General features: G+C 66.4%; 19 protein-coding genes and 3 pseudogenes. 14 read left to right on the plus strand and 8 right to left on the minus strand.

Annotated elements, in window-relative coordinates:
- The 4 genes and pseudogenes from WS62_RS37760 to WS62_RS00655 all read left to right on the plus strand — a co-directional run.
- Positions 1 to 314, plus strand: a pseudogene (locus WS62_RS37760) (hypothetical protein); the annotation flags it as partial.
- 50 nt (positions 315 to 364) lie between these two features.
- Positions 365 to 1165: a molybdate ABC transporter substrate-binding protein gene (modA, locus tag WS62_RS00645; RefSeq protein ID WP_066566383.1), complete on the plus strand. Its 801-nt coding sequence runs from the start codon at positions 365 to 367 to the stop codon at positions 1163 to 1165.
- Between the two features lie 12 nt (positions 1166 to 1177).
- Positions 1178 to 1852, plus strand: a complete 675-nt coding sequence (gene modB / locus WS62_RS00650; RefSeq protein WP_066566385.1) for a molybdate ABC transporter permease subunit — start codon at positions 1178 to 1180, stop codon at positions 1850 to 1852.
- Between the two features lies 1 nt (position 1853).
- Positions 1854 to 2555: an ATP-binding cassette domain-containing protein gene (locus WS62_RS00655; protein WP_066492331.1), complete on the plus strand. Its 702-nt coding sequence runs from the start codon at positions 1854 to 1856 to the stop codon at positions 2553 to 2555.
- A 297-nt stretch (positions 2556 to 2852) separates the two neighbouring features.
- Here the strand turns inward: WS62_RS00655 and WS62_RS00660 are convergent, their stop codons facing one another.
- The 3 genes from WS62_RS00660 to WS62_RS00670 form a co-directional block, all read right to left on the minus strand.
- A complete protein-coding gene (locus WS62_RS00660; protein ID WP_066566388.1) occupies positions 2853 to 3701 on the minus strand; it encodes a TOBE domain-containing protein in 849 nt (282 codons plus the stop codon).
- A 33-nt stretch (positions 3702 to 3734) separates the two neighbouring features.
- Complete coding sequence (locus WS62_RS00665; RefSeq protein ID WP_066566390.1) at positions 3735 to 5618, minus strand: CHAD domain-containing protein; 1884 nt, start codon at positions 5616 to 5618, stop codon at positions 3735 to 3737.
- 217 nt (positions 5619 to 5835) lie between these two features.
- Complete coding sequence (locus WS62_RS00670) at positions 5836 to 6219, minus strand: tautomerase family protein (protein ID WP_066566391.1); 384 nt, start codon at positions 6217 to 6219, stop codon at positions 5836 to 5838.
- Positions 6220 to 6316: 97 nt separating this feature from the next.
- Here WS62_RS00670 and WS62_RS00675 point away from each other — a divergent pair, with 97 nt between their 5' ends.
- The 5 genes from WS62_RS00675 (at position 6317) to WS62_RS00695 (ending at position 11117) form a co-directional block, all read left to right on the plus strand.
- Positions 6317 to 7192 (plus strand): LysR family transcriptional regulator, encoded by an 876-nt coding sequence (locus WS62_RS00675; protein WP_066566393.1) that lies wholly within the window; start codon positions 6317 to 6319, stop codon positions 7190 to 7192.
- Positions 7193 to 7247: 55 nt separating this feature from the next.
- Positions 7248 to 8171 carry a DMT family transporter gene (locus WS62_RS00680; protein WP_066566396.1) on the plus strand — a complete coding sequence of 308 codons (924 nt, stop codon included), beginning with the start codon at positions 7248 to 7250 and terminating at the stop codon, positions 8169 to 8171.
- An 81-nt stretch (positions 8172 to 8252) separates the two neighbouring features.
- A complete protein-coding gene (locus WS62_RS00685; RefSeq protein ID WP_066566398.1) occupies positions 8253 to 9032 on the plus strand; it encodes a sensor histidine kinase in 780 nt (259 codons plus the stop codon).
- Between the two features lie 91 nt (positions 9033 to 9123).
- Complete coding sequence (locus WS62_RS00690; protein WP_066566401.1) at positions 9124 to 10464, plus strand: hemolysin family protein; 1341 nt, start codon at positions 9124 to 9126, stop codon at positions 10462 to 10464.
- A gap of 62 nt (positions 10465 to 10526) precedes the next feature.
- On the plus strand, positions 10527 to 11117 hold the full coding sequence (locus WS62_RS00695; protein WP_066566404.1) for a thiamine phosphate synthase: 591 nt from the start codon (positions 10527 to 10529) through the stop codon (positions 11115 to 11117).
- 152 nt (positions 11118 to 11269) lie between these two features.
- On the opposite strand, the gene WS62_RS00700 is transcribed toward WS62_RS00695, so the two are convergent.
- The gene (locus tag WS62_RS00700; RefSeq protein ID WP_066566406.1) at positions 11270 to 12913 is read right to left on the minus strand and encodes a DUF3459 domain-containing protein; all 1644 of its coding nucleotides are present in this window, start codon (positions 12911 to 12913) and stop codon (positions 11270 to 11272) included.
- Positions 12914 to 13192: 279 nt separating this feature from the next.
- On the opposite strand from WS62_RS00700, the gene WS62_RS00705 reads away from it, so the two are divergent.
- Together WS62_RS00705 and WS62_RS00710 are read left to right on the plus strand one after the other, a co-directional pair.
- Positions 13193 to 13906, plus strand: coding sequence for a class I SAM-dependent methyltransferase (locus WS62_RS00705; RefSeq protein ID WP_066566408.1), 714 nt, complete (start codon positions 13193 to 13195; stop codon positions 13904 to 13906).
- Between the two features lie 307 nt (positions 13907 to 14213).
- Positions 14214 to 14669 carry a YbaK/EbsC family protein gene (locus WS62_RS00710; protein WP_066566410.1) on the plus strand — a complete coding sequence of 152 codons (456 nt, stop codon included), beginning with the start codon at positions 14214 to 14216 and terminating at the stop codon, positions 14667 to 14669.
- A 59-nt stretch (positions 14670 to 14728) separates the two neighbouring features.
- On the opposite strand, the pseudogene WS62_RS00715 reads toward WS62_RS00710, so the two are convergent.
- Positions 14729 to 15966, minus strand: a pseudogene (locus WS62_RS00715) (alpha-hydroxy acid oxidase).
- Between the two features lie 251 nt (positions 15967 to 16217).
- Here WS62_RS00715 and WS62_RS00720 point away from each other — a divergent pair.
- A pseudogene (locus WS62_RS00720) lies at positions 16218 to 16631 on the plus strand (winged helix-turn-helix domain-containing protein).
- 208 nt (positions 16632 to 16839) lie between these two features.
- On the opposite strand, the gene WS62_RS00725 reads toward WS62_RS00720, so the two are convergent.
- Positions 16840 to 17433 (minus strand): LysE family translocator, encoded by a 594-nt coding sequence (locus WS62_RS00725; protein ID WP_197422739.1) that lies wholly within the window; start codon positions 17431 to 17433, stop codon positions 16840 to 16842.
- Between the two features lie 93 nt (positions 17434 to 17526).
- On the opposite strand from WS62_RS00725, the gene WS62_RS00730 reads away from it, so the two are divergent.
- On the plus strand, positions 17527 to 18381 hold the full coding sequence (locus tag WS62_RS00730) for an AraC family transcriptional regulator (RefSeq protein WP_066566414.1): 855 nt from the start codon (positions 17527 to 17529) through the stop codon (positions 18379 to 18381).
- Positions 18382 to 19136: 755 nt separating this feature from the next.
- Entirely contained in the window at positions 19137 to 20168 is a 1032-nt protein-coding gene (locus tag WS62_RS00735) for a helix-turn-helix transcriptional regulator (RefSeq protein ID WP_066566415.1), read from the plus strand.
- Positions 20169 to 20246: 78 nt separating this feature from the next.
- On the opposite strand, the gene WS62_RS00740 is transcribed toward WS62_RS00735, so the two are convergent.
- Both WS62_RS00740 and WS62_RS00745 read right to left on the minus strand, forming a co-directional pair.
- Positions 20247 to 20849: a LysE family translocator gene (locus tag WS62_RS00740; RefSeq protein WP_066566416.1), complete on the minus strand. Its 603-nt coding sequence runs from the start codon at positions 20847 to 20849 to the stop codon at positions 20247 to 20249.
- 36 nt (positions 20850 to 20885) lie between these two features.
- Positions 20886 to 21293 carry a cupin domain-containing protein gene (locus WS62_RS00745; RefSeq protein WP_066566937.1) on the minus strand — a complete coding sequence of 136 codons (408 nt, stop codon included), beginning with the start codon at positions 21291 to 21293 and terminating at the stop codon, positions 20886 to 20888.
- Between the last annotated feature and the right edge of the window lie 28 nt (positions 21294 to 21321).

The raw sequence follows: 21321 nt of genomic DNA on the forward strand, positions 1-21321 counted from the left end.
CCCTGCTGTCGTGCTGTCCTGCTTTCGTGCTGGCCTGCTGTCCTGCTGTCCTGCTGTCCTTGTTCACGTGTGTCGCTGTTCCGTGGTGCCGCTGTGCCGCTCTTCCGCTGTTCCGCTGTTCCGCTGTTCCGCTGTTCCGCTGTTCCGCTGTTCCGCTGTTCCGCTGTTCCGCTGTTCCGCTGTTCCGCTGTTCCGCTGTTCCGCTGTTCCGCTACCCAATTGTCCTGCTTCCCGCCGCCCTGAGCCATTGCGCCGCCCTCCGCGCTGCGGCGTCATGCAGCACCAGCACAGCACGAAAACCCGGGCCGTTATAACCTCGCGTATATTACGATTACGTTTTTCCTCCACGTCATTGTTTCCCGCCATGTCCGCTCCCGTCCGTTCCACCCGCCGTTTGTTCCTGCGTCTCGCGACGCTGTCCGCGCTCGCCGCCGGCTTCGCCGCTCCGGCCGCGCATGCCGCCGACGAACTCGTCGTGTCGGCTGCGGCGAGCCTGACCAATGCGTTCAAGGCAGTCGGCGACGCCTACGAGAAGCAGCATCCGGGCACGAAGATCCTGTTCAACTTCGGCGCGTCCGACGTGCTGATGCAGCAGATCGCGAAGGGTGCGCCGGCCGACGTGTTCGCGTCGGCCGACCAGAAGGCGATGGATCGCGCGGTCGCCGAGCGCGTGATCGCCGACGGCACGCGCCGCGACTTCGCCGCGAACTCGCTGGTACTGATCGTGCCCACCGACAGCCGCGCGACGTTCGGCTCGCTGCGCGATCTGACGGCGCCCGCCGTGAAGCGCGTCGCGTTCGGCGATCCGGCGTCGGTGCCCGTCGGCCGCTACACCGAGGGCGCGCTGAAGGCGGCCGGCGTGTGGAACGACGTGAGCGCGAAGGGCGTGCTCGCCGCGAACGTGCGCCAGAGCCTCGACTACGTCGCGCGCGGCGAAGTCGACGCGGGCTTCGTGTTCGGCACCGATGCGGCCGTGATGCCCGAGCGCGTGAAGATCGCGCTGACCGTCCCGACGCAAACGCCGATCACCTATCCGATCGCCGTCGTCAAGGACAGCCGGCACGCGGGGGCCGCGCAAGGCTTCGTCTCCTTCGTGCTGTCGCCAGCGGGCCAGGCGGTGCTCTCGAAGTACGGCTTCAAGCCGGCCGCGAACGCCGCGAACTGATCGGGATACGCGATGCACGACGCCTGGGTTCCGCTGCTGCTGTCGCTGAAGGTCGCCGGCTGGGCGACGGCGCTCGATCTCGTGCTCGGCGTCGCGACGGGCTATGCGCTCGCGCGTTGGCGCTCGGGCGCGCGCGACGTGATCGATTCGCTGCTGACGCTGCCGCTCGTGCTGCCGCCGACGGTGCTCGGCTACTACCTGCTCGTGCTGCTCGGCCGCCGCGGCGTGTTCGGCGCGTGGCTCGACGAACTCGGCATCCAGCTCGTGTTCACGTGGCAAGGCGCGGTGATCGCGTCGATGGTCGTCGCGTTTCCGCTGATCCTGAAATCCGCACGCGCCGCGTTCGAAGCAGTCGATCCGCAGCTCGAGCGCGCGGCGCGCACGCTCGGCATCAGCGAAGCCGGGATTTTCTTTCGCGTGACGCTGCCGCTCGCCGCGCGGGGCATTCTCGCGGGCGCGCTGCTCGCATTCGCGCGCGCGCTCGGCGAATTCGGCGCGACGCTGATGATCGCGGGCAACCTGCCCGGACGCACGCAGACGCTGTCCGTCGCCGTCTACGCGGCCGTGCAGGCGGGCGACGACACGACCGCGAACTTCCTCGTGCTCGTCACGTCGGTGACCTGCGTGCTGATCCTCCTCGTCGCGGGGCGGCTCGTGCCGCAGCGCGCGCTCGTCGGAGCGCGATGAGATGAGCCTCGTCGTCGACATCCGCAAGACGCTCGTCACGCCCGAGCGGCATTTCACGCTCGACGTGTCGTTTGCGTCGGCCGCGCAGCGCATCGTGCTGTTCGGGCCGTCGGGCGCCGGCAAGAGTCTCACGCTGCAGGCGATTGCCGGACTGCTCGCGCCCGACCGCGGCACGATCTCGCTCGGCGGCGACACGCTGTTCGACGACGCGCGCGGCATCGACGTACCGACGCAGGCGCGCCGCGTCGCGTATCTGTTCCAGGACTACGCGCTCTTTCCGCATCTGAACGTCCGGCAGAACCTCGCGTTCGGCCTGAAGCGCGGCTGGCGCAATCCGCGCGCGAAGGAACTGCCGGACGAAGCCGCATACTGGCTGCGCGCGTTCGAGCTCGATGCGCTCGCCGGGCATTATCCGGCGCAGTTGTCGGGCGGGCAAAAGCAGCGCGTCGCGCTCGCGCGCGCGCTGATCGCGCAGCCGCGAATCCTGCTGCTCGACGAGCCGTTCTCGGCACTCGACGTCGCGATGCGCCAGCGGATGCGCCGCGAGCTGACCGATCTGCAGATGCGGCTCGACATTCCGATGGTGCTGATCACGCACGATCCGGACGATGTCGCCGCGTTCGGCGATCAGGTCGTGCCGCTTCAGGAAGGGCGCGTGCTGCCCGAGGCGCCGATCGCCGAGTGGGCGACGAGCATTCGGTGACGAGATCGGCTCGCGTCGTTTGCGCGGCCGGTGTTTGCCGGGATGCGATTTCGATGTCGATGAATCGCGCGATACGGCAGCTTGGCGATTGCCCGCCGGGAACCGCGCCGATCTTTCGACATCTTCGGCCACTCCACTGCGTTCGACGTGGTTCTTAACGCCTCTCCACGAGACGGCATATCACCGCGCGCTCGTTTCTTCGGCGAACGGACAGACGCAAGAAAGCCGGCATCGAGCCGGCTTCGTTCCGCCCTCGCCCGCGCCGCCGAATACCGCCCGGCGAGCGCGGCCGCCGCATCAGCCGTTGACCGCCAGAATCACGCTCGACGCCTTGAACACCGCCGTCGCGCTCACGCCCTTCGCGAGCCCGAGCGCGTCGACGCTATCGTTCGTCACGATCGCCGCGAGCGTCATGCCGCCGTCGAGCGCGAGCAGCACTTCGCTGTTCACCGCGCCGCGCGTGACCGTCTCGACGACGCCGGGTAGCTGATTGCGCGCCGACAGCTTGAGCGGCGCGCCCGCGTCGACCGCGAGCACGATAAACGACGCCTTCACGAGCGCGCATGCGTCGACGCCCGGCGTGAGCCCGAGCGCCTCGGTGCTCTCGTGCGTGACCACGGCGGTGATCGTGTGGTCGCCCGGCAACGCGAGCACCACTTCGTCGTTCACCGCGCCGTGCTTGACTAAGAGAACCTTGCCGAACAGCTGATTGCGTGCGCTCGTCTTCATGCCTATTCTCCCGATGAGTTCCCAATTGACTGCGAAGCCTTCGACGGCTGCGCTCGCCGCGTCGATGAAGCGCCGATGCTCGCGCTCGATCGCGCGAAACGCCGCGATCAGCGCCGTCGCGCGCGGCGTGAGTGTCGTGCCGCCGCCGCCCTTGCCGCCCGTCGAGCGCAACACGAGCGGCTCGCCCGCGAGGTTGTTCATCGCGTCGATCGCATCCCACGCGCCCTTGTAGCTGAGGCCGACCGCCTTCGCCGCGCGTGTGATCGAGCCGGTCTCGCCGATCGCGGCGAGCAGCGCGATGCGTGCCGCGCCACCGAGCGTCCGGGCGCCCGCATTCAGCCACAGCTCGCCGCGCAGTGCGAGCGGCTCGCGCGCGGCGGGCGCGTCGGAACGGGGGGAAGACGAATCGGCAGTCATCGACGCAGCGAAGCAAGATGGGAGCCATTATAGTCACGCCTTCCTGCCGCCGATCTTCGGCGGCCGCATCCCGCGCAGCATTTGCTCGGCCGTCTCCGCCGCATAGCGCTGCGCCGCCGCGCCGTAGCCGCGCGCGAAGCCGAGCTGATACGGCGGCGCGGACAGCCGCTCGAGACAGCCCAGCGCGACAGCCGCGTCGTTCGCATCGCCGAGCGCGTTCTGCACGCGCGCGAGCAGCCGCACCGTCCCCTCGCGCGTGCGGCGCGGCGCAAGCGACGAGAAGAATTCCAATGCGTAGCGCAATCGCTTCGCATCGATCCGCACGCGGTGACGCGCGGCCGCGTCGAGCGTCGTCAGCCGTCCCGAGCCGTACAGATGGCCGAACAGCCGGCTCACGCGCTTCGCCGCGTGCCGCTTGAGCGACGGCGCCTTGCCGCGCGTCGGATCGTCGTGCGTCAGCGTGAGCAGGCTCAGCCACTCGAGCCACGCGAACACGAGCCGCGCATAGCGCGCGGTGCCGAGCGCCTGCCGCAACTCGGCGCGCGCCGCGTCGCCTTGCGCGCGTGCGGCATCGAGCGTGCCGGCCCACGCGGCCTCGTCGCCGTCCGCGGCGGCGAGATCGGGTAACGTCGACGTCACGCAGACGTCCCAGTCGCGCACCGTGCCGAGCATCCCGGCGAGCCAGCGGAGATCGCCGGAGAACGCGTCCTTCCACGCGGCGTCAGCGTAGCGCGGGAACAGCCGTGCGAGCGTGCGCAGCCGGCGCAGCGCGACGCGCATCTGATGGACGTATTCCGGATCGCCCGCGTCGCGCACGCCGGCTTCGTTGCCGAGCCAGTGCCCGGTCACGCGGCAGCCGAGCGCGAAGAAAGCCGCACGCTGCGTGCGCGTCTTCGACAGATCGACCGACTGCGCCTTCATCGGCGCGGCGAGCGTGTCCGGCGCTTCGCCCGTGCACGCGCGGTCGAGGACGCTCGTCAGCGACAGCGACGCCGGCCACGCGCCGCTCAGTTCGCGCGCCGCGCTGAAGAGCGCGCGCAACGCGGCGGCGCGCGCGTCGGGATCATCCGCGTCGGCGACGGCGAGACGCAATTCGCAGACGCGCAACGGCGCGGCTTGGGTAGCGGTGGAAGACGCGGCGGCCGCCGCCGGCGCGAACGTGATGTCGTCGAGCGTCAGTTCGACTTCGATGCCGTCGGCGTCCAGCCACCGCCCGCGACGGCGATCGGCAACGAAGCCGTGCGCCCATTGATCGGCAGATTGCGAATCGGGGGAAACCGCGCCGGAAACGGCGGCGCCGGCGATCGAGGCGGAATCGGCGGTCGAGTCTGCGGACGCGACGGGACCGGCTCCGGAAAATCGAGCCCCGCCGTCTGCGTCGGGTTCGCCCGGCGGCGGAGACGCGCTCGTCGACGCATGCTTCGACGAGCGCGCGGAAGCAGCTTTCGACGCTCGGCCCCGCGGCGGCGGCGCCGCTCGCACCGCCGCCGGCGAATCGGGCGGCGGCGTGCTTTCCTGCGTGGCCTCCATCGCTGCCGGCGATGCGGCCGCATCCCCCGACACCTGCGATGCAATACGCACATCACCGCGATAGTCGTCGAAGCGCTCGCGCATCGTGACGCCCGGCACGAACGGATGGCTACGCGCCGCAAGCACCCGCCGCGCCTGCGCGATCGTCTCGATCCAGGTCTGCCAGCGGCCGCCGTCGTCGGGCTCCGCTTCGACGAACCGGCACGGCTCGATCGTCACGCGCTCGTGCCCGCGACGCATTTTCACCGGCGGACAGATCCGCCATGCCCGCGCAAGCTCCACGCCGAAGTCGCGCGCCGCGCCGCGCGACGTACGCGCCCGCGACCCGCGTTCGGCTTGCCAGCCCTGCAGCGGAAAATTCAACACGATTTCCAGAACACGCGCCATGGAAGCTCCGGCGATGGTCGGGCCCGTCCGCTGCGCGTCCCGCGCTCGTCGACGAACTCCGGCGTTCCCCATAGTACACGGCCCTTTTTACAACTTGTGAGGCGGAACGCCGCGCGCGGACGGAGCGAATCGTCCACGCGCGGGCGCGCCGCGTTTCGGCTTTTTCATGTCGCCTTATCGGCCTTCAGCCGTCCGACCGGCTTCGCTGCGCCGAGTTTCAGCGCATGTACTGCGCGATGCCGTTGCCGAACGACCAATCCTCCTTCAGCACCTCGACGAGGCTGATGAACACGTCCTCGCGACGCACGCCCGGACGTTCGGCGAGATGGTCGGCGATCAGCCTGTACAACTCGCGCTTCTGCTCGAGCGTGCGCGTGTTGTTCGCGGTGATCTGAATCATCACCAGATCGTCGCTGCGCACGATGCCGAGATAGTCGCGGCCGTAGAAGAAATTATCGGCGCTGTGCTCGGTCACGATCATGAAAATATCGTCGGCGGGCACGTCGAACGCGCGCTGCAGCGCGCGATGAATGCCCTCCGACAACGCCCGGCGGTATTCGGCGGACTTGCCTTCGCGCAATGCAATACGGGTGAACGGCATCGTGTTTCTCCTCGTGGGTTGGGACGCGCATTCAGCTTAGGCTTCGACATCTATAATGAATAGATATCAATGAATATTTCATCCATTTTCATTTGAAATGAAACTGCTCGACCTCGACGCCGTCCGCGCATTCGTCCTCGTCGCCGACCTGGCGAGCTTCACGCGCGCCGCCGACGCGCTCGGCACCACGCAATCGGCCGTCAGCCTCAAGCTCAAGCGGCTCGAAGCGCAGCTCGGCAAGCCGCTGCTCGAACGCACGCCGCGGCGCGTGACGCTCGCAGCCGTTGGCGCCGCGTTCCTGCCCGCCGCGCGCGACCTGCTCGACGCGCACGAGCGCGCGCTCGCCGCGCTGTCGCCCGAGCAGCGCCGGCTGTCGATCGGCGTCAGCGAGCACGTCGCGGTGCCCGATCTGCCGGCCGTCCTCACCGGCCTCAACCGGCACGACCCGGGGCTCGTGCTCGAGATGCACGTCGGGATGTCCGCCGGGCTGCTCGGGCAATACGACGAACGGCGTCTCGACGCGGCGTTCGTTCGCCACGAGCCGGGCGAAGACCCACCGCGCGACGACGCGACGCTGCTTTTCTCCGAACCGCTCGCATGGCTCGCCGCGCCCGGCTGGGCGCCGCGCGCGGGCGAGCCGCTGCCGCTCGCGGTGCTGGCCGGCCCGTGCGGCGTGCGCGCGGCCGCGCTGCGCGCGCTCGACCGCGCCGGCGTGCCGTGGCGCGAACGCTTCACGGGCGGCGGCGTCGCGGCCGTCGCCGCCGCTGCCGCTGCGGGCCTTGCGGTGTGTCCGCTTGCCCGGCGCGTCGCGCCGCGCGCGCTCGTCGACGTCGGCGCACGCTTCGGGCTGCCGGCGCTGCCGGACTCGCAGGTCGCGCTGTATTCGCGGGTGCGCGACGCGCGCTCGAAGGACACGCTGCGGCGCTTCGCCGACAGCCTGGCGGGGCCGGCGCAGTCGGCCGGACGCGAGTAGACTGTCGGGTTTCGTCTGCCGATTTACCGCCTTTCGTCCGCTTGTCCGCCATCGCATGAATCACGACGCCCGCCAACACCTCCGCGCCAATCTGCTGATGCTCGCCGCCGCCGCGATCTGGGGGTCCGCGTTCGTCGCGCAGCGACTGAGCCTCGCCGTGATCGGCCCGTTCCTGTTCACCGGGCTGCGCTTCCTGCTCGGCGCGGCGGTGCTCGTGCCGCTGCTGAACCTGAACGGCGCGGCGCGCGCGCACTGCACGGCGATCGCGCGCGACCGCACGCTGCTGCTGCCGGGGCTCGTGCTGGGCGGGCTGCTCGCGGTGTCGATCTCGATGCAGCAAATCGGCCTGCAATACACGAAGATCGCGAACGCGGGCTTCATCAGTTCGCTCTATGTCGTGCTCGTACCGATCATCGGCGTGTTCTTCCGGCATCGCACCGGAACGGGCACGTGGCTCGGCGCGCTCCTCGCGGCAATCGGCCTGTATTTCCTCAGCGTCGACGAGCACTTCTCGATGCTATACGGCGACTGGTTCCAGCTTGCGGGCGCGATCGTGATCGCCGTGCACGTGATCGCGGTCGGCCATCTCGTGCGCCGGCACGATCCGCTCGTGCTGTCGTTCATGCAGTTCGTCGTCTGCGGCGTGCTGTGTCTCGCGCTCGGGCTCGCGATCGAGCCCGTTGGGGGCACGTCGATCGTGCGCGCGCTGCCGACGCTGCTGTACGGCGGGCTGCTGTCGGTCGGCGTCGGCTACACGCTGCAGGTCGTCGCGCAACGCGACGCCGCGCCCGCGCACGCGGCCGTGATCTTCAGCATGGAAGGCGTGTTCGCCGCGATCGCGGGCTGGGCCGCGCTCGGCGAGACGCTGTCGCTGCGCGCGTTGATGGGCTGCGCGCTGATGCTCGCGGGGCTGCTCGTCTGCCAGTTGCTGCCACGCCAGGCACGGCGCGCCGACGACAACGACGCGCTCCCCGCTTGACGCGCGCCGGACGCCGCGCGCGCGTCCGCTCCCTATAATGTCGATTCGCCCGTCATCACGATTTCACGCAAGGGAAACACTGTGACTCCGTCCGCCGCCGATCCGGCCGCCGCGCTGCTGCGCGAACGCGCCGCGCGCTTCGCCGCCGAGGTGGCGCTGTTCGTCCGCGACCACGCGCTGTCCGTCGCGTCGCACGACCTGCGCAGCCCGCTCAACGCGATGCACAGCTGGGCATACGTGCTCGAGCGCCGGCTCGCGCCCGGCGACGACAGCCTGCAGCGCGCGCTCGCCGGCATCCGGATCGGGATCGAGCAACAGACGAGCTTGCTGGAAACGGTCGTCGACGCGCCGCGCGCCGAGACGCGCGCGCTTCCGATCGCACGCGCCGGCGTCGCGCTCGCGCCGCTCGTCGACGAATGCGCGGCGCTCGCACGCGCCGCGCTCGGCGACGCGCGCGGCACGGCCGTGACGATCGCGCTGCTCGCGCAGCCCGGCGCTTCGCTCGATTGCGACCGCGAGCGCGTCGCGCAGGCGCTGTGGTCGATGCTGGCGTTCGCGATCGAAGCGAGCGCACCCGGCAGCGAAGTCGCGCTCCGCTGCGACGCCGCGACCGACGCGACGCGCTTCGACGTGACGCTCCGCGCGCAGCCGTCGGCGCTGACCGACGCGGCGCTGCCGCACGTATTCGAAATGTTCGCACGGCGCGACGCGCTCGCCGAGCGCCAGGGCGAACGTCCGGCGTCGGTGTTCGCACTCGCGCAGCGCGTCGCGCGCGCGCACGGCGGCAGGTTCGCGCAAGGCCCGCTCGCGGCCGGCGCGCCGGCTACGCTCACGCTGACGATTCCGGCCGCCCGCGCGTGATCGGCCGCGCGCGTCACGATCACGCCGCAATACATTACGCTTTCCTTTCTAACCTTATACTGTCGCTTCGTTCATTTCCGGAGTTCCTTCGTTGATACAGATCTTCGCGCTCGCCGGCGCGTTGTTCCTCGTGGCCCTCAACGGCTTTTTCGTCGCCGCCGAATTTGGTCTCGTCAAACTGCGTGCGACGCGCGTCAAGTCTCTCGCCCGCCAGCACGGCCTGCGCGGGCGCATCTTGCGGATCGTCCATGCGCGGCTCGACGCGTATCTGTCCGCCTGCCAGCTCGGCATCACGCTCGCCTCGCTCGGCCTCGGCTGGATCGGCGAGCCGGCGTTCGCCGCGCTGCTGTCGCCGATCCTCGCGTTCGTCGGCGTCGAGTCAGAGCGGCTCGTGCATCTGATCTCGCTCGTGTTCGCGTTCTCGGTGATCTCGTTCCTGCACATCGTCGTCGGCGAGCTCGCACCGAAATCGATGGCGATCCGCCAGGCCGAGAAGACCGGCCTATGGGTCGCGATTCCGCTCTACGCGTTCTACTGGGCGATGTATCCGGCGATCTGGGTGCTCAACTCGAGCGCGAACGCGGTGTTGCGACTCGCGGGGCTGGCCGCCGATCACGGCGGCGACGCGCACTACTCGACCGACGAGCTGAAGCTGATTCTGCGCAGCCGCCGCAACACGGCCGACGCGGCGAAGGCGTCGAAGGACACGTACAGCACTGACGAATGGAACACGCTCGCGCATTCGCTCGATTTCTCGTCGATGACCGTGTCGGACCTGATGCGGCCCGCGCACGAGATGGTCGGCCTGCGCCGCGACGTGCCGCTCGCGGACAACATGGAAGTCGTCGCACGCCACCGCTTCAGCCGCTACCCGCTCTTCGACGACAAATCGCGCGAGCGCGTGAACGGCCTTATCCACCTGAAGGATCTGCTGCTCGCGCGGCACGCGGGCGCGTCGCTCGCCGATTTGTCCGACTACATGCGCCCGGTGCAGTACGTGAAGCCCGACACGCCCGCGCTCGACCTGTTCCGCCGCTTTCGCAAGGGCGCGCCGCACTTCGCGCTCGTCGGCAAGAAAGGCGAGAAGCCGATCGGCTACCTGACGCTCGACAACCTGCTCGGCGCGCTCGTCGGCCAGATCCACGACGAGTTCCGTCAGGGCGATTCGGACTGGAGCCGCCTCGACGACGGCACGCTGATCGGCAAGGGCAGCCTGCCGGTCGTGTCGCTCGAGCAGGCGCTCGGGATCGACATCGACGAAGGCCGCGCGGAGTCGGTCGGCGGCCTCGTGATCCAGGCGCTCAACGACTTGCCGACCGAAGGCCAGCGTATGTCGTTCGATCGCTTCGACGTCGTCGTGAAGAAGATGATCGGGCCGCGGATCGTGCTCGTGCGCGTGTATCCGAAGGCGTTCAAGGAGGCGGACGAATGAGCGGGCGGGCGGCGCGCGAAAGTGCGGCTGCGGCTGCGGCTGCGGCTGCGTAGGATGGCGAAATGACCGACGTCCTCGCACTGCCGCCATACTACCTGATCACGCCGGAGCCGGCCTCCGGTTCCGACGCGGACCTCGCGGCGTTTCTCGACCGGCTGTCGGCCGCGCTCGCGACGGGGCTCACACTTGTCCAATTGCGCGTGAAGTCGCTCGATACAGCCGCTTACGCGGCGCTCGCCGCCGAGGCGATCGCACGATGCCGCGCGCAACGCGCGCGCCTGGTCGTCAACGGGCCGATCGATGCCGACACCGCGCTCGCGCTCGGCGCAAGCGGCGTGCATCTCGGCAGCGCGGCGCTGCGTGCAGCGACCGCGCGCCCGTTCACTTCGGACTACCTGCTATCGGCCGCGTGCCACTCGCTCGACGAGCTGCGGCACGCGGAGCGTATCGGCGCGGATTTTGCGACGCTGTCGCCGGTCCTGCCGACGCTCACGCATCCCGGCGCGCCGACGCTCGGCTGGCCCCGCTTCGCCGAATACGCGGCGCAAGCGCGCATGCCGATCTACGCGCTCGGCGGGATGACGCGCGAGCATCTGGCGACGGCGCGCGAGCATCGCGCGCACGGCATCGCCAGCATTCGAGGACTCTGGTAGGAAACGATCCGGCAACGGGCGCCACGCGCCTGTCGCCTCATCACGCGCATGCCGTCTTCGGCCCGCGTTCGTTCAGGCATCCTGATCGGACGAAACGGTGCAGGCGCCGCCGGCTCGGCCGGCGCGACGCCCCACCGAGCGCTTTCGCCCGATCAAGCGCCGCCCGGCGGGCGCGGCGCGACATCCGCGTAGCGACGCGCATCGTGCGTCAGCGCGTACTGATTGACGTCGCCCGTCAGCCACGCGACGAGCGCATACGCCGGCAACTCGCCGCCGTCGACGCGATCTCTCGCGCGGCCCGGTGTCTCGAACACGATCATCCCGTCCGGCGCGCCGTAGAACGGTATCGACTGCGGCGACAGGTTCAGCGCGATGCTGAGCGTCTCGCCGTCGCCGAGCCGCCATGCGGCGACTAGCGCATCGGCTTCGACGCCGTCGGCCGTGCGCAGCATGTCTGCGCTGCGCGGCTGCACGTCGAGGAGGCGCGGCGCGATCAGCTTGGCGCGCACCGCGAGCGCCGATTGCAAGAAGTGACGGCGCGACGAATCGCCGGCGGCTTCGTCGAAGATCAGCGGAATCTGCGGCGTCAACAGCGATAACGCGAGCGCGGCGAGATCCGCCTCGCGCGCATCGTGCACCACGCCGTCGGACAGCACGAGCGACGTGAGCGGTAGCCCGACATCGGCCATCCCGCCGTCGCCGATCGGCTGCGCGCGCTGGAATACCGCGCCGTCCGCGGTCAACGCGCGCGCGAGCGCGTGAATCGACTGATGCGTCGACACGCCGTCGCCGCGCGCCCGATCGCGCCGGCCCGTCAGCCGATACAGCGCACGCTCGCCGCAGCCGTTCCATTGCGCGTCGAAATGCGTATCGGCGAGATGCGACGGATGCCGTTCGCTGCCGAGCACGAGATGTACGATCCGATCGGTCGGCATCGCCGCGTGCACGCGGTCGGCGATCTCGCACAGCCACGCGCTGTCGATGCGATCCGCCTCGCGGATTCGCAGCCCATCGCATCGATACTCTTCGAGCCAGTACAGCGCGTTGTCGCAGAAGAATTCGCAGACCTGCGGATGATCGAGCGCGAGCGGCGGTGCCTGCAGCGGATCGTCGCGCGTATGGAAGAAAGGCTGTGCGTAGTGCCGCATTTCGTCGGTGCCGCAGCCGAAGCGCGCGTAGTCGAGATCGAGCAGCACCGCGAGGCCGAAGCCGTGTGCGTCGTCGATCAGTTGCTTCAGCGCCTCGGGGCCGCCGTATGCGGCGATCGGCGCGAACGGCAGGCTGTCGTCACGCGCTTGCGGCGCCGCGAGCAGTTCCAGCGCCGTCACGCCGAGCCGCGCGAGTTGCGGCAGACGGCGGCGCACGCCGTCGTAGCCGCCCGCCGCACCGGGCTGGACCGCGTAGAGCGCGATCTCCTCCCACGGCCTGCCGCGCCAGAACGTATGGCGCCACGTGAACGCGCGCGGATCGATCACTTCGCTCGGCCCGTCGATGCCTTCCGGCTGCGAGCGCGAGGCAGGATCGGGAATCGTCAGAGAATCGTCGAGCCGGTACCGGTAGCGCGTATGGGCGCCGCAATCGGCAAACGTCTCGAACCAGCCGTCGCCAGCGGGCGCCATCGGCAGTTCATGCGGACCGCTCGCGGTTTCGATCGCGAGCGTGGCGGTCGCATGCGCGGGCGCCCAAACGCGGAAATGCGTGCGTGTCGTCGCGCCAGCCGCGCCGCACGGTTGTGCGCCGAAAGGTAGGCAATGCGAATGATGCCGCGCATACGGATCGTGAGGACATTCGGACATGATGCGCTCCTCCTGCGTTCAGAGGCATGACGATGCGCCGTGTACGGCGCACATGCATGACACGCGTGGCCCGACGAAAAAGGGGCACTCAGTATGCGCCGATTCGGGCCGCGAGGCGAGCGCCGCAGCGGGCTTTAAACGTGGAGCGACCCCGAAAAAGAACGGTAGTCGCGATACCATGATCGTCGCTTGACTTGTTGCGGTTCGCGCCGCCGTCTACGCTCCTGCTTCGTTTCGCACGCCACCCCGGCCACGTATTTGATCAGGAGTCCGACTGCCATGTCCACGCCATCCGGCGCCGCAAAATTCGACCCATCGCGCGCCGCGGAATACGCGGCGCAAAGCCGAATCGCGCTCGCGGGCTACGACGCGTGCCACGATCTCGCCGCGTGCATGCTCGCGTCGTCCGCCGCTGCGGAAGAAGGCGCCGCGCATATCCTCGTCGCGGGCGCGGGCGGCACCGCGCGCGAGGTCGTCGCGCTTGCGGGCCTCGAGCCCGGCTGGCGCTTCACCGCCGTCGATCCTTCGCAGCCGATGCTCGACCTCGCACGCGCGAACGTCGTGGCGGCCGGCCTCGACGCGCGCATGCGGATGCATCATGGCTACGTCGACGATCTGCCGCCCGACGCGCGCTTCGACGGCGCGACGTTGATCGGCGTGCTGCATCACGTGCCCGGCGACGACGCGAAGGCCGCGCTGCTCGGCTCGATCGCGCGGCGCTTGAAGCCGGGCGCGCCGCTCGTCGTCGCGGGCAACTCCCGCCGCTACACCGAGCATCCGCGGCTGCTGAGCGCATGGGCGCAGCGCTGGCGAATGCACGGGGCATCGCCTGACGAAGTCGCGCAGAAGCTCGCGACGATCCTGCGCGGCGCCGATCCGCCCGCGTCCGAGGATGCCGTGCATGCGCTGCTCGACGCCGCCGGGTTTCGCGAGCCGGTGCGGTTTTTCGCGAGCCTGTTCTGGGGTGCGTGGATCGCGACGCGCGGTGCGTGAGCGAGCTTGTCAGTCGCCCGGTTCGCAGCGTCAGCGGCATTTTCGCGCACCGTGCGACACATAAATGCAGAGATCAGCGCGACGCGATCTGCGCCGCTTGCGCCACCCACGCAAAGCCTCTGCCGGCGCCCATTTCAATCCGCTGCGACTCTCTCTGCACAATCGTTCAATACGGCCGGCGCCGCGTACGATAACTTGTCCGTTTCGAGGGTCCACCAACGATGCGAGAGCAAAGGTTGCCGAGCCAGCCTTTGCTCTCGCCGATAATACGAAGGCAGGCAAGCCGGCCGCACGGAGGGCCATAAACGTGAGTGTTGAATCGGTTCGCCAGTTTCTGGCAGAAAAGGCGCCGGACATCGACGTCATTCCCTTGAGCGAAAGCAGTTCCACGATAACGTTGTCGGCGGCCTGGGACATCAAGCCGGCGCAGATCGCCAAGACGCTCGCGATGAAGGTCGGCGATACCCATTTGCTGCTCGTATCCTGCGGCGATTCCCGTCTCGACAACCAGAAAATCAAAGCCGTGCTGGGCGGCAAAGCGAAAATGCTCTCCGCGGAAGAAACGGTCGCCGTCACAGGCCATCCGGTGGGCGGCGTATGTCCGTTCGGTCTCTCGACCCCGTTACCCGTTTATTGCGACGTGATGTTGAAATCGTACGACTTCGTCGTGCCGGCCGCCGGCTCGACGCATGCCGCGCTACGCATCGATCCGATCCGGCTCGCCGACCTGGCCGAAGCAGAGTGGGTCGACGTTTGTAAATAGCCCGCACGCCGCACGCCGTCCGTTACCGGTTGCGGCGCGCGTCAATGGTCATCGGCACATCACAGCACGCTCTCCATCGGCTCGCGCGACGTTCCATCCGGCTTCGCAGCAACCGTCACCGCATGATGGACCGCTCCCGCCATCCGCAACGCAGACTTGCCCGCCGCCCTAAGCTCGGCAATCGACTCAAAGCCCATCATGTTGAGCGCCGGCAGCATCTCGCTCTTCAACAGTTCAAGACACCGCTCGACGCCCTTCTCGCCCGCCGCGCCTAGGCCGTAGATATATGGTCGTCCGATCGAGACCGCGCTCGCCCCAAGCGCAAGCGCTTTGATCACGTCCGCACCGCGCCGCACACCGCCGTCCATCAGAATCTCGGTCCGCTCACCGACTGCGTCGGCGATCTCAGGCAACACGTCCATCGCGGACGGCGCCGGGTCAAGTTGCCGTCCGCCGTGATTAGAAATCAGGATGCCGTCAACGCCTTCGTCAACCGCGCGCCGCGCATCGTCGGGATCGAGGATGCCCTTGATGACAATCTTGCCGGGCCAGCGCGCGCGTAACCACTTGACCTCGGCCCAGGACAACGCGAGTCGATCATCCGGCCAACCGCGGCCGACTGCTCGAGCAACGATGCGCCGAGATCCGGATAGCGCAAGACGTTGCCGATCTTCGGCATCCCGTTGGACAGCGCGCCGACGCACCAGCCCGGGTGCTTGAGCATCGACCACACTCCTCGTGCCGACAAGCGCGTATCGGCGCGAAAACCGTTGCGTGCATCGCGCTCGCGAATCGGGATATAGCACGTGTCGACCGTCAGGAAAACGACGTCCACGTTCGCCTGTCGACAGCGCGCGAGAATGTCTTCGGTCAGATCGCGATTGCGGAACATGTAGAGCTGGAAATACAGCGGGCCAAAACGCGCCGCGGCGACATCTTCGAGCGAACAGATCGAGAACGTCGACAGGCATTGACCAATGCCCGCCACGTCGGCCGCACGCCCCGCCGCGATCTCCCCGTGTGGCCAATACATGCCGGCGAATCCCACCGGCCCGAGCAGGATCGGAAGCCGATGTTCTGCGCCGAGGTACGTCGCGTTCAAGCCCGCCGCACTGCTCTCCGCCCCGGTCAGCACTTTCTGGCGTAGCCGCCAGCGCGCGAAATCGCTTTCATTCGCGCGCATCGTGGTTTCACTGTTCGCCCCGCCATCCAGATAATCAAAGAAATACTTGGGCACGCGCTTTTGTGCCATTTTTCGCAGATCGTCAATGTTCCATGCCTTTCCGACGTCAGTCATCTTTGATCTTCTCCATTCGCCGCTAGTACAAGGCGGACGCTCGTCTTTTCCGTGCTCGAACGCCGTGTGCGGGAACGCATCGCGCTTGTGCCAACGCACTACGATCATGTTTTCACGGCAACGACTCTGATTCGACCTGATTTCCGCACTAACTTTCTCGTCGACATTCTAATGTGATTTTCATCGACATTTCATTGACTTTTTAAATTATTTAGCATTCCATTGCATCATTGAAATTGTCAACCGATAAAATGCATACGGACACGAAGCATGATGATGAATCGCCGAGCGCCGAACGGCGTGTGGAGGGCCTCCGTACTCGAGATGGGCATGTCGCAAGCCGACGTTGCGCGAACGCTGGTCATGTCGCGGCAATCGGTATGCAGATGGGCGAACGGCATGCAGAACGCGACATGCAAGTTGCGAAGCCGATGCGGCGGCCGCGGCGATTGAATTCCGCACAATGCGCAGCGCTTTGCACGATGCTCGACAACCGTGCGCTCGCGGCGATCTTCACGAGCCCGCAATGGACGCTCACCCGAGTGCGCATGTTGATCGAGCGCGAATTCGGCATCGCATACAGCAAAACCGGCGGATGGGAATTGCTGCGCACGCTCGACGTCTCGTTGAAACGAACGGAAAAGCACCCGAGCGTCGCTCGCTGAAGCATACTCGACGAAACCTTCTGCCCACCCCGAGCCAACGAGCGCCGGAATCGCGCCAAGGCAGCATGCTCGCATCGGCACTTACGATCGGGTCGCCCGCGCCGCCGATGGCGAGCGGCCGATCGGCTCCGACGCCGAATCTGCCGTCCCAACTGCGCCCCTTCAAAAACAACGAACTGCAATCGATAACGTCTTCGCGACAATTATTTCATTCAAATAGCGCAATCATCGAAACAATCGCCAATATTGCCGCCAAGGAAACATTGATGATGCGGGACGCAACCGGATCGTGCAGGAACCGGGACAACGACACCCCCGCCAGCAGCCAGCCGAGATGGATGATGATGATCATCACGCTCAGCAGGACGATCTTGGCGGCGGCATCCAGGCTATAGTTGCTGGCAACGAGCGTCGTCCCTGCAAACACGGCGCCAATCGCGATATACGCCTTCGGATTGGCGACGGCCAACAGGAAGCCGCCTTTGAACGCGGGAGACGAAACGCTTCCTGCGCGCGCGTCAAGCGGCGGCGCTGTTGCAATCTTGTATGCGAGATAGAGAATGTAGATGGCGGAAATGACGTTGAGCACCCTCGTGCCGTTCGGCATCGACATCACAAATGCCGTCACTCCCGTCGACACGAGAAGCAATACGGCGACCGTGCCAGCAATGAGGCCCCAAGCATATCGGAGCGATCGTCGCACCCCATAGGACGCGCCCATCGCCGTCGCACTGACCGTGGAGGGCCCGGGGCTCCCCATCACGACGACCGCTGCAAGGAGCAGGGTCAAAAGAGAGCGCAACATATCCGAAACAAGGTCGACTTGGTTTACCATCGATGCTCCATTGCACCATTTTTTGAATAGATAGCTTATGGAAGCGCCACGGAGGCTGTCTTGAACGATTGTGCACGCGACACTGCGCCCGACAGGAATCACATCCGGATAGGATCCGGCGCCACGGGCATCGAGCGCGCGGAAGCGCACTTCCTCGATCACGCGTTCACGCCTCATCGTCACGACACGTACGCGATCGGAATCACGCTCTCGGGCGTGCAGACATTCCGCTATCTCGGCGAAACCCACCACTGCCTGCCGGGGCAGTGCCATATCCTGCATCCGGACGAACTGCACGACGGCCGCGCGGGAACCGACGAAGGCTTCGGCTACCGGATCGTCTACGTGGATCCCGCGCTCGTCCAGGAAGCTCTCGGCGGCCGCATGCTTCCCTTCGTCCGCTCGCCAATCGTCCAAGCGCCCGCTATCGCCGAAGGGCTCGTTGCCGGCATCTGGAATCTGGATGAAGAAATCGACAACCTATCCCGCATCGACATCGCGGTCGCCGTCGCGAACCTGCTGACGGCCGCCGCCGCGAAGAGCCACGCGCCCAAGGCCGGCACGCTCGCCGTGACCGAATTGACGCGCATACGCGATATCATCGCGTCGCGCCCGCACATGCCGATCTCGATGGACACGCTCGAACACGTCTCGGGAATCGACCGCTGGACCATCGCCCGCCAGTTCCGCACGCTGTTCGGCACGAGCCCGAGCCGCTTTCGCACGCAACGGCAGCTCAGTCTCGTGCGCCGGCTGTTGATGGAAGGCGAATCGCTGTCGACCGCGTCCACCGACGCGGGCTTCTCCGATCAGAGTCACATGTCGCGGCACTTCAAGAGCACTTATGGCATCACACCGGGTTCGTGGATTTCCGCGGTGCGCACCCGGCGCTCGCAGCACCAGACAGACCACTAGAAGCATCCAGCCACCAGACGGCGGCCGAACACCCTCTTCGACCCGCCTCTTTCGACCGCGGCATCCGTCCAACAGGCAGATGCGGCGTGCTCGTCCGAGCGCTTCGCGCATGCGCGGCCTATCCGGCTGCGCCCGGCATTCTGCAGACCACCGCCTGCATATCCGCCTGGCCTTTAATGAACTAGCTAGGGAGGTAAACGTTGCGAATTGCCCGTCACTCGACGCCCTTTGTCCCGACGCCTGTCGCATGCACGCTGCATCGCGATGGTGACGGCCCACGCCATCCGAGCCCGTGCTACCGGATGGCATGACCGGGTCCTCTTATACGGCGACCGAATCGCTCAGAAGGCGGCAGAGGTTCTGCCCGCCGATGATTACATGTCCAATGTTCTGGTCGCATCGAGACAGAAATCGCTCGCATTATCGATAGAGTCGCCGAATCGAATCACGATATGCATCTCTGGATCGAATGTCCATCTAGGAATCTTCCGATTCAATTCCCACCTAAATTTATTGGCCACCAAAAAAATTCCGGACAAGGAAATAATTACCAAAGACAATACAATTTATTAAACATTTGTATTGCTAACCAATATGTAGACGCAGTAAGTTAAAGAACGCAATTCAACGCATGCCTCCGACCCCACACACCGCGAGCGATTTCTCGCTGCGCTATTCGCCGCCAGCTCGGCGCTCCGGTTGGTCGCGGCGAATCGTCATGAAGTTCGGAATCCTCGAAGCATGGCCTGGCGCGTATGGCTCGAAATCGCACAGTATTTCCTATCGAACGCGCGCATGTGAACGTTGCCCTGGAACGCAACGGCGTCATCGGCGACAAACAGATATCGCTCAGGATATGTGGTGAAGTAGCACAAGGATACTTGCTCGAGCGTCATCATGCCGCGCCGCGTCAGCCGGCGTTCGTGCAACGCGTGGATCTGTTCGATGGCGCGACCGTTGCGTCATTCATCGAACACGATCCTTATTCAGCGGAGCTGGAAATTTTATATCGATCAGTAGTTGACTTTCCAGAAAAATCCATGAATTCGTTCGCAAACAAAGCAGCTCAACCCGAATTCGCATCGGAATGCATCAGCGAAAGTGGTTTATTGACCGTGATGCGCAACACGATCACTGAATGCGGCGCAACAAACTGTTTTTACCATTACTTAAGGATCGATGAGAAAACCGGAAACCTGACGAGCCACGAATTATTGATCGGCGGAACGCCCGTTTGGGCACACCGTTATGTACATCGTCATTGGTATCTGAACGATCCCGCCATCGCGCATGCGCGCAACGACACGCGCCCGTTGCGTGTGTCAACGCTCGCGACGCTGCCGGCCGATCATTGGCTGAATCAGCAAACGCAATTTCTCGGCCTGACCAGCAACGTGTTTTTTCCTGCGCACCGTCGCGACGACGACACGATCGGTTTGTTGCACGTCAGTTCGTCGCTTCCGCCTGCGCTAGGCGAAGAGATCATCTGGCGCAATCGGCGAACGCTGCGCGGACTCGCGACAGAGATGCTCGAATGGAAAGTCACCTCACAGCGTCAGATGCTCGCCAGGGAAATGTCGCTCAGCCATCGCGAACTCGTCGCGTTGCGGCTCGTCGACAGGGGCGGCAACGCACGCCACGTCGCCGAAGAGCTGAAGCTCGAGGAGCATGCGGTTTATCAGTTGTTCACGTCGATCAACAAGAAAATGAATAGCGGCCACATCAAGACAAGCGCGAACAAGGCGAAGCAGTTCGGCTTTCTGGCGGAAGGCTACATCTCCGAATGAATGTGGCGCCGCGTGCCGCGCTCGCCCATTCTTCCTGTTGCCGACGTTCGCTCGCAGGCCTCACGCCCGCGAGCGAGTTCAGTGCCCCAACACCGAATACGCGAGCGAGCCCGAAAACATCGCGAGCACGAGCGACGCGCCGCGCATGAACGTCGACGTATGCGCGGCCCACGAACGCTGCGACGTCAGCAGGCCGCCGAGGCTCGACCAGCCAACGCCGATCGGCGCCAGCACGATCAGGAACACGACGACCGCCCATCCGAAGTAGCTGAGCGACCTGAACGCTTCGAGCGGGAACATCGTGCTCGCGAACAGCAGCGCCTTCGGATTCATCAGTGTCGCGACGAACAGATCTCCGAAGCCGATCGGGCCGGCGGACAGGTCGTGCAGCGCGCGGCTCTTCGTCCACATCTTGACTGCGAGCCACAGGATGTACGCGGCGCTCAACAGCTTGATCGTGCCGAAGAGCCACGGCCGGCTGGCCGCCACCGACAGCAGGAAGAATCCCCATAGCGAGATCGCGACGACATAGCCCAGCGCCTCCGCGATCACGAGGTGCCAGGTGCCGCGCAGGCCGACCTTCAGGCCCGACGACAGCAGCAGCGTGTTCGTCGGCCCCGGCACGATCAGCACGAGCGACACGTAGAACGACATCTTGAGCAATGCATCCTGAATGAGCACGGCGCCTCCTCGGTTCGTCGGCTTTAATGGTGGTCGTCATCGTCCGGCCGCCGACGCGGACGAAGCCGCGGCCGACGCGCCGGCGAAATAGCGATTGCCGTCCGGCGCGAGCCAGTCGGCCCGCAGCGGCGTGAACACGTCGAGATCGACTGCATCTTCGAGACACAGCGCGTTGTGCGGCACGTTCGCGGGAATGTGCAGGATCTCGCCCGGCCCAACCTCGACCTCGTGCTCGAGTTGCGCGCCGTAGCGGAACAGCAGGCGCCCTTCCAGGATGCAAGTGAATTGCTCGTTCGGATGCGAGTGCGTCCCGACGAACGCGCCTTTCTTCAGGAACAGCTTCGCCATCGTCAGCGCGTCACCCGAGACGACCTGCCGCTCGATCTGATCGGTCAGTACTTCGCGCTCGACCCTATCCCATGCGCCGAAACCTCGTTCATTCAAACCGGCCACGATTGCCTCCTCGTTCGAT

Source organism: Burkholderia sp. ABCPW 14, assembly GCF_001523835.1.
GTDB classification, from domain to species: Bacteria; Pseudomonadota; Gammaproteobacteria; order Burkholderiales; family Burkholderiaceae; genus Burkholderia; species Burkholderia mayonis.